Source organism: Candidatus Clostridium radicumherbarum (genome assembly GCF_045310525.1).
Classification (GTDB): domain Bacteria; phylum Bacillota; class Clostridia; order Clostridiales; family Clostridiaceae; genus Clostridium_AT; species Clostridium_AT radicumherbarum.
In genome coordinates this window covers 733,840-746,854 of sequence record NZ_JBJHZY010000002.1, presented here as the reverse complement: position 1 = coordinate 746,854, position 13,015 = coordinate 733,840, and the positions used below count along the sequence as shown (strand labels likewise).

Genomic DNA, 13,015 nt, shown 5'->3' with positions numbered 1-13,015 from the left:
TCTTTTCCTTTTTTGGCGAATATGGTAAAATAATAGCAGAAAATAGTAAAATGAGGTGCAAAATGGTTCAAGACTTGTTTATAAATGCAATGATTTTAATATCATTTATCAGCATTGCCACACAGATATTTAGAGAGGAAGGCTTTAGTAAAGATTCTTCTATTAAAATGAAAATAGTTACAGGTGTAATATGTGGACTTCTTTCCATTTTGCTTATGATTTATTCCGTTAAAGCAGGTAATTCCATTATTGTAGACTTTCGAAGCATACCATTAATAATGATAGCAGTAAAAGGCAGTACAATAACAACCTTTATTGCTGCTATAATGATAGGACTTTTTCGATTCTTCAATTTTGGTATAAATGTCCCTTCTGCCATAGGGCTTTTATCTGCTTTATTAATGGGTATCGGCCTCAGTATCATTGGTGTATTAAATATGAATACTAAGAGAAAGTGGATTTATTCAGTAATATATTCACTTTTAGTAAGCACAACATGTTTTATAATACTATTATTTAAAAGCAGAAATTTAATCAATTTTCTTCTTGTTTATTGTATAAGTACAATAATAATATCATTCTTAGTTTATTATTTTAATGAATATCTTGAAGGTATGACTTCTCTATATAGAAAATATAAAAAGGATTCCTCTAAGGACTTCTTAACTGGGTTAAATAACGTTAGAAGCTTCGATTCAATTTTTAATTCTTTAGCAGAAAATGCTGCCTTAAAGGGAGAAAAATTATCACTTTTATACATAGATATAGATTTCTTTAAGAAGGTTAATGATACTTATGGTCATTCAAACGGTGATGTTATTTTAAGAGAATTAGCTTTGCTACTTACAAAAACCTGCAGGAGCTTTGACATAGTATCTCGAAATGGTGGGGAAGAGTTTACAGTAATTTTACTAGATTGCCCATCTAGCTATGCCCTTAAAATCGGTGAAAAAATACGAAAAAATGTTGAAGAAGCCTTATTTACCCTTTTAACCGAAGAGAAGATAAAAATTACAATTTCTGTTGGAATTTCAAGTTATCCCGATACAACAACTGACACAAATGTATTGATAGAACAGGCAGATACAGCCCTTTATAAGGCAAAGAAGACAGGCAGAAATAAGGTTGTACTATTTAGTTAAAATATATAAAATGGTGGGATATTAAATGGAGGATTTTACTTTATTTGACCAGGTGATAAACTGTAAAAATAGTAGTTCCTGTAACACAAGAAATTTTTGCGTGAATTTAGTTAATAACGCAAAAACCATCATATGTGTATGGAGAATAAATGGGACTCTAGTAAAGTTTAATAATTATGCTGAAGAAATAACTGGCTATAAGGAAAAGGAAGTTTTGGGTAATAAATGGAGAAAGACCATTACTGATATTTGGCTGGAAACAAAGACCCTTAAGGTATTTCATAAATTATTAAGTAATGAACCTCTTTATGACTCTGACTTAGAAAGCAAGTTTTTTTGTAAAAAAGGAAGTTATATAGATATACTGTGGTCAAACTATTTAATGTATGATACAAATGGAGATCCTGAATTTATAGTTGGTCTAGGGATGAATATAACCTCACAAAAAAGAGATGAATTAACAGGCCTGGAAAATCGTAGTTCATTAAGCAATAAAGCTTCTGCTGAAATTTTGAATTTAAAACAAAATGGTAAAAAGCTTGCACTATTATATATCGATTTGGATAATTTTAAAAACATAAACGATACATTAGGACATTCTGTTGGAAATAGATTTCTTAAAGCAATAGCTGCAAGACTTAAATTCATAATGAAGGATTCAAAGAACCTGGCTCGTATAGGAGAGGATGAATTTGCTATTATTTATACCTATAATGGGGATATAGAAGAGGTTAAGACTTTTACTGAAAAGATAATGAGCGTTATTAATCATTCTATATTAATAGCAGGAAAAGAACTTTATATAACAGCCAGTATTGGAATAGCAATATATAATGAACATGGAGATAATTTTGATGATTTTGTAGAAAATGCTGATACAGCTACCTATTATGCCAAGGAACTAGGCAAAAACCGATACTGCTTTTTTACAAAGGACTTAAGTGAAAGAACTAAAGAAAGAATTGAGGTTGAAACAGGACTTAGGAATGCTATAGAAAATAATACCTTTGAAATTTATTATCAGCCTAAGATAGATTTAAAAACTAATGAAGTGGATGGCATGGAAGCTTTAATACGCTGGATTCATCCGGAAAAGGGGATGATATCTCCGGATAAATTTATTCATATTGCAGAAGCTTCGGGGCTTATTATACCAATTGGAAACAAAGTATTATATGAAGCATGCAGACAAAATAAAGAATGGCAAAGTAAAGGTTATCCTCCATTAAGAGTAGCAATAAATCTCTCTGCAAAACAATTTGAACAGGAAGACTTATTAGAGACAATTAAGGCCGTACTGGAAGAAACAAAATTAGATCCTATGTATTTAGAAATTGAAATTACAGAAAGTATAATAATGAAGGACTTTGATTTCTCAATAGATGTTTTAAACAAAATTAGAGAAATGAATATACATGTTTCACTAGATGATTTTGGAACAGGCTATTCTTCTTTAAATTATTTAAAAAAATTACCTATAGATGCATTAAAAATAGACAAGTCCTTTGTTAATAATATTAATATTGATACAAAGGATGAAATAATAACAAAGGCAGTAATCGAGCTTGCCCATAATATGGGTCTTGAAGTAGTTGCAGAAGGGGTAGAAAGTATTAATCAACTAAACTTTCTTAAGCAGCATGAATGTGATAAGGCACAGGGTTTTCTATACGGTAAGCCCTTGTCCTGTAAAGATTTTGAAAAGAAATTAAGTAAACTATGTAAGGTTTATGTGACAGAGAGACGTTTCTAGTGCCACATAAGTATAGCACTAGAAACATCCCTCTACCACATGGAAAAAACCTTCAAGCCGCAGAAAACAAATGACGATATCCATGCTAAATTATAGCAGGAATATCGTCCCTTAATTTTATTATCCGTTAATAATCTTATTTAACTCCTTAGTTAAGGCATCTTTATCCATGGAATCTACATCGTCTATGGAATCAAGAAGTTTTAGTATTCTTTCTTTAATACTTGTAGGAGAGGCAATAATCTCTTTGTTCTTAACAAGACCTTCCTCAAGATAATATTTATCACCAAGCTGCATAATTCTTGTTTTAATACCCTTTGATTTCAATAACTCCATAAAACTTACCTGTGCTTCTCTGTCACCATGAACAAGTAGTATCTCCTTAGGCTTATTCTTAAAGCCTTGTGCCCACTCTAAAAGTCCATTTCTATCAGCGTGACCGGATAAGCCATGCAGTACATGAATTTGTGCATTAACAGCAACTTCTTCACCAAATAATTTTACTGTTTTAGCGCCATCAAGTATCGTCCTGCCAAGGGTTCCAACAGCTTGATACCCTACGAATACTATAGAACATTCTTTTCTCCACAAATTATGTTTCAAGTGGTGTTTTATTCTACCAGCTTCGCACATGCCGCTTGCAGAAATAACTATAGCACCACTTTGAATTTTATTAATAGCTGCTGATTCATCTGGAGATTTTGTAAAGGTTAGTCCATCAAAGTCCAAAGGATCAATGCCTTCTCTAACAATTTTAATAGCCTCATCATCATAGTAGTCACTGTATTTTTTAAAGATTTTTGTAGACTCAGATGCCAAAGGACTATCCACATATACTGTTAAATCCTTTAAAAGCTTTCTCTCAATGTATCTATTTAATGCATAAATGACTTCTTGAGCTCTCCCAACTGCAAAGGAAGGTATAATAACGTTTCCGCCTCTTTTAAAGGTATCATTAATTATTTGTACAAGCTGCTCGAACTCAGAATTAATATTATCATGAAGCCTATCTCCATAAGTTGTTTCCATTATAACGTAATCTGCTTCTTCTATTAAGGTAGGATCCTTTATTATAGGAATATTCTTATTTCCAATATCACCACTGTAAACTAACTTTATTTCATCCTTATTAGCTTCTTTAATTCTAAGTTCAACCATTGCAGATCCTAGCAAATGACCTGCATCTCTGAATCTAATTTTAAAACCCTCAAACACCTCTACCCATTCATCATAAGAATGACCATAGAATAAATACATGGACAGTTCAGCTAATTTAGCAGTATATAGAGGCTCAAGAGGCTTTAGACCTTGCCTCATCCTTTTCCTGTTTTTCCATTCGATTTCCATTTCTTGAATGTGTCCTGAATCAGGAAGCATAACACTACAAAGATCCTTTGTAACCTCAGTGCATAAAACCTGGCCTTTAAAGCCCTGCTTATATAAAAGTGGAATTCTGCCGCTGTGGTCAATATGAGCATGAGACAAGATAACATAATCTATATCTTTAGGATTGAAGTTAAAGAATTCGTTTCCTCCTCTTTCCTTCTCATCTTTACCTTGATACATGCCGCAGTCTAAAAGTATTTTCTTATCGTTTACATTTAAAATGTGACAAGAACCTGTAACACAGCCAGCTGCACCATAAAATTCTAAATTCATAATATCCCTCCCGTATTTCTTATTCTGGTGGGGTAAACTTAACACGTCCATTGTTATGAACTAGATTACCCTAAAAGTCCATTTAGGATTTATGCCAAAACAATTATTAATTGTTTGCCCCCTGTTGGATTGTATAAATTTTTAATTGAATTAGGTTTATATTAGTATATTATTTTATGAGAATTTTTTCAATAGTTAATAAAGTTTAAATGTTAACAATTATTAATTTTTGTTATGTATCAAAATAGTGAGAAGAAATAATAGTTTTTCTAATACTTAACCTCTCTAAATAGTATTTATTTTACAAGATATATATGGTAATATGTTAAATATAAGCCTAAAATATTACAAAAAATTCATTAATTTTACATAAAGTCCATAGATAATAGCAAATTTATCGAAAGGTAAAGACGCAAAGCTGCGGGTCTAAGGAATATTCTATGACAGCCGGGCTTCCTAAGTAGGATTTTTTTTCATGTCGTGATTATCCTTATCTATGCTCATTTATGGGTTCAACATCTAATCAAACACATTATTTTCTATATGGTGTGATTTACAATTTAGTTATTGGGCAAGTTTTATACTTTTTAGGTTTAAACCATCTTATTTGCACATATGATTTAGAAAAGGAGATGTTATTTAAATGAGTGTGGAGAACGAACACGGGAATGATGATACTAGGGCTTCAGTAGAAGAGCAGAAGGCATCGGAAGAGTCTTCTGATGGAATTAATGAGGACCCTACGGATAATTTTTGGGGATGCAAGAACTGTGGGAATTTGGATATTGAGGAGGGGTATAACCTAAAACTATGTAAGGAATGTAGGGACAAGCTTTCTAGAAGACCTATTCCTAAACAAATAAAGTTGGTTTCTTTATTTATCATTTTAGTTATACTTTTTTCTCTATGGAAGTTTCCAAAAAGTATTAGCTCAGGAGTTGAGTATGAAAGAGGACTTCAAGCCGAAAAAGCTGCAAAATATGCTACAGCAATTTATCATTATGAAAATGCATTAAAGGAGCATCCAGAATCCGATAAGGCATTAGTAAGGTTATATGTATCATATTATGAAGATGAAAGAATAGAGGAAGCATACAAGGTATTTGATCAGATTACAGGTGAATCGCCATCTAATAAAAAAATGAAAAAAGAATTAGTTGATGAAGTTAATACAACAACCAGTAAGCTTGATACATATTATAATCCAAGCAGTGAATTATATGATAAAATAAAAAACCTGCAGAATTCTAAGACTGAGGATATTGTGAATATAGTTAAGCCGATTGTGGATAAAAATCCTAAAGAGGTATATGGTGCTTATTACCTTGCAAATTTATATTTTGATATGAAAAATTTTAATGAAGCAAGTCAAGTTTTGTCTAGAGTAATTAGTAATTATCCTGATTTTTATGCAGGATATCTTCTTCAGGCTGCTACTTATAGGGAACTAGGTAAGTACGATGAAGGTGTAGAGTATTGTAATAAGGTTCTTAAGCATAATACTGAAGATGTAGGTGCTCTTATAACACTATCTAAGATCGAGCTGAAACGAAGAAATAATGCTAAAGGCCTTGAATATGCTAAAACAGCATATAATTTAGATAGTCAGGATGCAACTGTAACTGCAAATCTTGCATTAGCTTATCATTATAATAATTTAATTAGTGAAAGAGATAAATACTACAAAATTTATCAGAATTCGAATAATACAGATAAATATACTGATAACCTGCTGAAATCAATTTTTGATGGCACTTTGCAATGGCAAAAGCAAATTTAGGATAAAAGGAGAATGAAAAAATGCTTATACCTGGATTTATAATAACAATTTTAACTTTTCCTGGGGTTATAGTTCATGAAATTGCTCACCAATTATTCTGCAGAATATGTAGGGTTGCTGTTCTTGATGTTTGCTATATAAGGGTAGGTAATCCTGCAGGATATGTGATACATGAAAGGCCTAAAAGTTCATTTCAGCAAATCTTGATAGGAATTGGACCATTCCTTATAAATACTATTTTGGGAGCATTAATTGCGCTTCCAGCAGCAATACCAATATTATATTTTGGTGATAAATTTACAGGTACCAATATTTTAGACTTTTTTCTAATTTGGCTTGGGGTTTCAATAGCAATGCATTCCTTTCCAAGCACAGGAGATGCACAAAGTCTTTGGAATACAGTTAAAGATAAGGAGACTCCCTTACTTTCAAAGATTTTAGGTGCACCTATTGTATTTTTAATCTATATTGGCGCCATGGGATCAGTTGTTTGGCTGGATTTGCTTTACGGAATAGCGGTAGCAACTTTCGTACCTAGCTTAATTATCCGTATAATGGCCTAACAGCATTTGAGCAGGTGATACCATTAGGTTCTCAATAAACATTTTAGGCACAAAACTAAAAGGGGTACAGCGTACCCCTTTTTCTTATCTAACTTCCAGTGTGGTAACATTCTTCTCAGTTATCTGAGCAGCTTGTCTGGTTATCAAATCTCCACCTGAAGATTGAAATATATTCTTTGTAATTATAACATCCATAGCAGCAGATATTTCTTCTTGTGTAACATTATCTCTTACACCAGGAAGTGAAATGCTTGCTTTTGAACCTGAGCTATTTAAGAATGTCATAACTAAAGTTTTTTCAGCCATATCATTTTCCCCCTTTCATTAAATTAAGGTGATGGTTTTATGGAACTAGCCATTAATAAGAAAGCAATCATTGCTTCTTAAAATGTCATTTAGCTCATATTCCATAAGACCTGCAAGAGCAGCTGCAGTGTCATAAACATTTTGATCAGTTGCAGTTACCTTCACATTAGAGAATTTCTTAGTTTTAATGATGTCCTTTCCTGTTGAATCTATGCCGTTCTTATATCTTATAGTAACGGCAGATTGTGCTAATGTGTTTTGAAGAGCCATAAAGCTTCACCTCCTTTTTTCTTTTCTCTTGACACACATAAATATGCACTAAAAGATTTTATTATCAAAATTTTTAATCAAAAAAACATGAGCTAATGTAAACCATCAGCTCATGTAACATATTTTATATATTCTAGCTATTTTTCTTATTAGTATATAATTTTACGACTGCAATTTTGTTCCATATTCCTTAAATGCCTGCTATTCCTTAGTTTTTAATGTGCTGTAAAATGCGCTGAAGGCTCCAAATAATATGCCAGTAACAGGGAAGATAATCCAGCATATATACCAAAGATTAAACACAAGACCTGCCACCAAAAATGCACAGGTAGCTAGAGGCCATACTAGTGCAGCTACAGCGCCGATAACCTTATTTTCCTGTTTACGAATAGGACTAAATTCATCTTTTTTTAGAAGCTTTTTATAGGCATCAGATAGACTTCCAACTCTAATGAAGATAAATACAGCAGCTGCTACCATTATTAAAAGCAGGCTTGCACCATAAGTTGAGGCATTACTGCCAAATAGGGAAGCTATGATTACAACAACTGGAGATAGGATGCAGAGGCAAACACCTGTAATTATTCCAATAGTTTTTTTGGGTGAAATTACTGAATACTCGTTAGATAATATAGATTTAGTAGTTAAGTCAATTCCAAACTGTCCTTCATCTATATACTTAAATTTTTCTAGTTTAGTTCCTGAATAAATAAACATACCTACTGCTGGAACAATAAATAGAAACAGTAAAATTACAGAAGGAGTGTTTTGGACATCCCTTGGCAGAGCTTGAAATATTAGCTTATTTTCCACTAATTGTGACAAGAATACTAGAAGTGACACTCCAATCAATATTAATGAAACTCCTATGCCAATAAGGTTTGAGGTTTTTTGCTTTAAAAATATAAACTCACGGGCTTCTTCTATGCCAATGGTTGTAAGTGTTTCTTCAGCCTTTGTGATGTTTATTCCCATTTCATTTAATAATTCATCAATATTTCCAAACTCTGAAATAACAATTCCAATTGCTTCGTTTTCGGTTTTTCCTTCATCCTTTAGCTCATGGTATTTTTCTTCCATATTATTCAAAAGCTCATTTTTTAAGCGCAGAATTTCTTCTGTTTTAGGTAATGCCTTAAACATGTTTTCCAAATAACTTTTAATGGTCTCCATTGTTATCAAACTCCTTTATAAATTTATTTATAACATCTTTAGTTATTTTCCACTCTTCGCATTTTTCCTTATAGTAATCTATGCCGCTTTGGGTAATTTTAAAGTAGGTTCGCCTTTTTCCGAAAGTTTCATCACTGTAGTAAGACTCAATATATCCGTTCTTCTCCAGACGATTAAAGGCTGAATAAAGTGTAGTTTCCTTCATAACATACAGTTCATTTGTAATTGAACGTATACTCTTTGAAATCTCATAGCCGTAAGAATCACCTTCTAAAAGAAGGTATAATATAATTGTGTCATTGTATCCTCGTATTACATCGCTACTAATCAAGTCTGTCACTCCTTTTAAATGACTACTACGTCTGTCGTACTTCATCTGTCGTAGTATAATTAGTATAGCATAATTACTACGACAGGTAAAGTAATTTTTATAATTTTTATGATTTTACATTAAAATACATAATATGATATAATAAATATTAATGAGTTTTTAGATAAAAACTTAACAATCTAAGGAGGATGATTAATGTTTAGTAAAAGATTTAATAAGTTAATAGCGATTTCTACTATTGCAGCTGTTTTAATTAGCAGTCCAATTATTGGACAAGCTGCAACAATTTCTGATACTTACATGAAGGGAATTTCTGTAGGATTTACTTCCATGGGTAGCATTACTACCTTGGATTTTACGCTAACAGGTGATTACATAATTGATGGACAAGGTATAATTATTAATGGAAATAATAGTTATTGTATTCGTTTAGAAAATTCTGCGTTAAATTTATATAAAAATGGTGTTTTATTTTATTCAACAAACAGTGATATAACAATAAAACCGCTAAATACGGATACATTTATTAAATTTAATAAAAAATATAATAATCAAATTTACATGAGACAATTTGCTGGCAACATGACCTTTAAAAATAATGGGACATGCTTTATTCCAATTAATAATTTAAAGATGGAAGATTATGTTAAAGGTGTAGTTCCTTATGAAGAAGGGGATACTTTTCCATCAGAGGCTTTAAAGGCTCAAGCTATAGCTTCAAGGACATGGGCTATTAAGAATTCAGGTAAATATATTAGTCAGGGTTTCAATGTAAGTGACGATACAAATTCCCAGGTATATAATGGATATAGCCCATCAAGCACTAAATCTAATCAAGCTGTAACAGACACCAATGGGAAGGTTTTGACTTATAATGGAGGCATTATAGATGCTTTGTATTCATCAAGTAATGGAGGATGGACTGAGCCATATACTGGTTATCCATATTTACCAAGTCAAACACAAGATACCTATGATGTTCGTAATGTTGTTACATATACACCGGCAGATATATTAAAATTAATTCAAAATAATGATAAATATAAAAACTTAAACGCTGTACAGTTTAAAAGTATGGATATAGTTAATGTAGCTGGCAAACAAAATGTAAACACTCTTAATATAACTTATAATAATGGTACCAATGATGCTATTTTAGTCTTAGATATTAATGACGCCACAAATAATCCTAAAAGCTTTTTTAATTTATTAAGTAATTGGTTTACAGCAAAACAACAAAATGATGGCAGTTTTGTCTTTAATGTAAGATACGGGCATGGAATGGGAATGAGTCAATGGGGCGCATTTTCAAGGGCTAATGCGGGCTTGAATTATGATTCTATATTGAAGTTTTATTTTTGTAATATTGACTATCTTAATGCCAATGCAAGCGGAACTATAATAAATGGAGCACCAACAAGGCTCGGCGGACAAAATAGATATGAAACCTCAGTACAAATTGCAGAAAATATGTACAGCGGCAAAATAAACAATGTTGTGTTAGCAACAGGTGCTGACTTCCCTGATGCATTATCTGGCTCAGTACTTGCAAAAGCAGTATCAGCACCAATTCTTTTGGTTGATGCTAAACCAACTTCAGCTGGAAGCTCACCAGCGCTAAATTATATTGCAAGCCATTTAAATCAAGGAGGCAATGTATATTTATTAGGTGGAGAAGGAGTTATAAGTAAGGATTTTGAAGCAAAGCTTACTTCAATGGGCTATAATTTTAGAAGATTAGGCGGCACAAATAGATTTGATACTAATACACAGATAGTAAATCAGTTAAATGCATTAAATGCAGCAAGTTCAACTGGACTTGTTATAGCAACTGCAAATGATTTCCCTGATGCTTTAAGTATTTCTCCTGCAGCAGCATTAAATGGTTGGTCTATACTTTTATCTAATAAGGATAGTCTAACTCCAGATGAGGAGAAGTATATTTCATCAATGAAACCTGATAAGGTTTATATTGCTGGTGGTAATGGAGTTGTTTCGGACAATGTTCTTAATAAAGTAAAAACAATGCTTGGCTACGGGGATGATAAAGTTATAAGACTTGGAGGAAGTAACAGATACGAAACAAGCAAAAAAATTAATAGTGCCTTATTTAATACTCCAAATAGGATAGGTATTGCTACAGGTCAACAGTTTGCTGATGCACTTTCAGGTAGTGTTTATGCTGCTCTTTATAGGGCACCAATAGTGCTTGCAGATCCAAATCAGGTAACAGAAGCTCAAAATTATATAAAATTTGCTGCCAGCAATGCAAACAGCATAGATGCAACTGTATTTGGACAAACTGGTGCTGTAAGTGATACTGTACTTAAATCTTTAACTGGCGTAACTAATTAAGTTGGACGTGGCATGAGTCCGTTTCTTTTGCCACAGCTCATGAATTAAATGACAAATTGATTTTTAAAAAATAAAGAATAGAACAATTGGGTTTTAAGCTAAAAAAGGGACACCGCCAATGATCATGTAATTTCTCATGACATTGGTAACGTCCTTTTTCATTTCTCTTCCGATATTAAGAATTCTTGATGGCTAGCGATTACTTGCGTAATTTAATATCCCCAATCATCTACCTTCCAATTACTTGTTTTATTATTTCTTATTAATATCCAATTCCAATTGGAATAAGAGGAATTAGGATTAAAACCTTTATCAACCCCTGAAGAATCTACATCAAAATTAGACATCAAAACAATTACATTTTCAGACTTGACACCATTCACTGAACCCCTGCCATTTGAAAGATATCCTCCAATTAATATATTTGATCTTTCTTCATCATACCATAATTTTGTAAGATTACATCCGTTAAAACCCTTGAATTTTTTCTTTACACAATTTACTGCATCGTTTATTTCTTGTTCACTAAATTTATCGGATTTTCCAATACTCAACTCAGCATTATTAGTTTTGCCAGTTCGACTATAAGCCACGAAAGAAAATACCGCTATAATCAGACAGAGAATAAGAATCGGCTTTCTCATATTAATTCACACCTCATTTTAAAGTCATTTAATGACAAAATAATTACAGGCCGAAGTCTTCTAAATCATATATAATGCGTCATTAAGAGCAATTCACATCTTTTAAATTATTAAATTTATATTTAAAATCAAATTCTACAAGTAATATACTAATTATCAATATTACAGCTCCCAAATAACCTCTAATGGATAGGATTTCTCCTGCAAAAATAAAAGCAAGAATTGCAGCAAATACAGGCTCTAAAGAAAATATTAGACCAGTATGTGTTGATGTTGTATCTTTTTGGGCCACTGTTTGTACAATGAAAGCAATAGCAGTACAAAAAATGCTTAATGCTAAAACTGTAAACCAGAATTGATTTGTGCTTGGTAACTTGGGATTTTCAAAAATAAATGAAAAAATCATACTATATACCCCAACAAAACCAAGTTGTAGTACCCCCAGTGAAACAGAATCGACTCCTCGAGTCAAAATTCCTGTGGCAATAATATGTACAGCAAATGCTAAAGAACATAAAATACATAACAAATCACCTTTGTTGAATTGAAGCTGTTGATTTAAAGACAGAAGGCATATTCCCAAAAAAGCAAGACATATACTTATAACTACATTAATTTTAGGTGTCTGCTTTAGTAAAATAAATAAAATCAGAGGAATAAATACACCAGCAAGACATGTAAGAAATCCAGCGTTTGAAGCAGTAGTGTACTTAACTCCAAATGTCATAAATACAAAGACTGCACTAAGTATACCTGCTAGAATTGCTGCATATTTTACTGTTTTAACATTAATAGTCATAAACCTTTTCCAAAATACGCTAGCAGACAACAGAAAAGCTATGATAAATCTCAGTGCAATAAGATTAAACCCTTGTATTTCGTCAAGTCCAATCTTTGTCATTAAACAAGATGATCCCCAAAAAAATGTTATAAGAATAAGTAATATATCTGCCTTAAATTGTTTTTTCATAAATTTAACCTCCTTTTTGGCTTATTCAATATACAATATTCATTTTTATGATTTTTTATTTTTAAAATT

The 13,015-nt window shown here is 32.0% G+C and carries 12 protein-coding genes and 1 riboswitch; of the genes, 5 read left to right on the top strand and 7 right to left on the bottom strand.

All coding sequences use genetic code 11. The features are described 5' to 3' along the window. Window positions 1–62 precede the first annotated feature (62 nt). Window positions 63–1,142: a diguanylate cyclase gene (locus ACJDUH_RS13285; protein ID WP_406765687.1), complete on the top strand. Its 1,080-nt coding sequence runs from the start codon at window positions 63–65 to the stop codon at window positions 1,140–1,142. A gap of 25 nt (window positions 1,143–1,167) precedes the next feature. Further along, entirely contained in the window at window positions 1,168–2,895 is a 1,728-nt protein-coding gene (locus tag ACJDUH_RS13280) for a sensor domain-containing protein (RefSeq protein WP_406765686.1), read from the top strand. A gap of 120 nt (window positions 2,896–3,015) precedes the next feature. On the opposite strand, the gene ACJDUH_RS13275 is transcribed toward ACJDUH_RS13280, so the two are convergent. Next, on the bottom strand, window positions 3,016–4,554 hold the full coding sequence (locus ACJDUH_RS13275; RefSeq protein ID WP_406765685.1) for an MBL fold metallo-hydrolase RNA specificity domain-containing protein: 1,539 nt from the start codon (window positions 4,552–4,554) through the stop codon (window positions 3,016–3,018). Between the two features lie 377 nt (window positions 4,555–4,931). Further along, window positions 4,932–5,014: riboswitch (cyclic di-GMP riboswitch) on the top strand. 183 nt (window positions 5,015–5,197) lie between these two features. On the opposite strand from ACJDUH_RS13275, the gene ACJDUH_RS13270 reads away from it, so the two are divergent. Both ACJDUH_RS13270 and ACJDUH_RS13265 read left to right on the top strand, forming a co-directional pair. Further along, window positions 5,198–6,334, top strand: a complete 1,137-nt coding sequence (locus ACJDUH_RS13270; protein WP_406765684.1) for a tetratricopeptide repeat protein — start codon at window positions 5,198–5,200, stop codon at window positions 6,332–6,334. Window positions 6,335–6,354: 20 nt separating this feature from the next. Beyond that, window positions 6,355–6,897 (top strand): DUF3267 domain-containing protein, encoded by a 543-nt coding sequence (locus ACJDUH_RS13265; RefSeq protein WP_406765683.1) that lies wholly within the window; start codon window positions 6,355–6,357, stop codon window positions 6,895–6,897. A gap of 84 nt (window positions 6,898–6,981) precedes the next feature. Here the strand turns inward: ACJDUH_RS13265 and ACJDUH_RS13260 are convergent, their stop codons facing one another. The 4 genes from ACJDUH_RS13260 to ACJDUH_RS13245 form a co-directional block, all read right to left on the bottom strand. Then, a complete protein-coding gene (locus ACJDUH_RS13260; protein ID WP_406765682.1) occupies window positions 6,982–7,203 on the bottom strand; it encodes a DUF2922 domain-containing protein in 222 nt (73 codons plus the stop codon). Between the two features lie 45 nt (window positions 7,204–7,248). Beyond that, window positions 7,249–7,473, bottom strand: a complete 225-nt coding sequence (locus ACJDUH_RS13255) for a DUF1659 domain-containing protein (RefSeq protein ID WP_406765681.1) — start codon at window positions 7,471–7,473, stop codon at window positions 7,249–7,251. A 201-nt stretch (window positions 7,474–7,674) separates the two neighbouring features. Beyond that, on the bottom strand, window positions 7,675–8,646 hold the full coding sequence (locus ACJDUH_RS13250; RefSeq protein WP_406765680.1) for a permease prefix domain 1-containing protein: 972 nt from the start codon (window positions 8,644–8,646) through the stop codon (window positions 7,675–7,677). Further along, window positions 8,633–8,986, bottom strand: a complete 354-nt coding sequence (locus tag ACJDUH_RS13245) for a PadR family transcriptional regulator (protein ID WP_479723056.1) — start codon at window positions 8,984–8,986, stop codon at window positions 8,633–8,635. The genes ACJDUH_RS13250 and ACJDUH_RS13245 overlap by 14 nt, the downstream gene beginning before the upstream one ends. 186 nt (window positions 8,987–9,172) lie before the next feature. On the opposite strand from ACJDUH_RS13245, the gene ACJDUH_RS13240 reads away from it, so the two are divergent. After that, on the top strand, window positions 9,173–11,332 hold the full coding sequence (locus tag ACJDUH_RS13240) for a cell wall-binding repeat-containing protein (protein WP_406765678.1): 2,160 nt from the start codon (window positions 9,173–9,175) through the stop codon (window positions 11,330–11,332). Window positions 11,333–11,544: 212 nt separating this feature from the next. Here the strand turns inward: ACJDUH_RS13240 and ACJDUH_RS13235 are convergent, their stop codons facing one another. Both ACJDUH_RS13235 and ACJDUH_RS13230 read right to left on the bottom strand, forming a co-directional pair. Continuing rightward, a complete protein-coding gene (locus ACJDUH_RS13235; protein WP_406765677.1) occupies window positions 11,545–11,976 on the bottom strand; it encodes a DUF4829 domain-containing protein in 432 nt (143 codons plus the stop codon). Between the two features lie 82 nt (window positions 11,977–12,058). Further along, on the bottom strand, window positions 12,059–12,946 hold the full coding sequence (locus ACJDUH_RS13230; RefSeq protein WP_406765676.1) for a DMT family transporter: 888 nt from the start codon (window positions 12,944–12,946) through the stop codon (window positions 12,059–12,061). Between the last annotated feature and the right edge of the window lie 69 nt (window positions 12,947–13,015).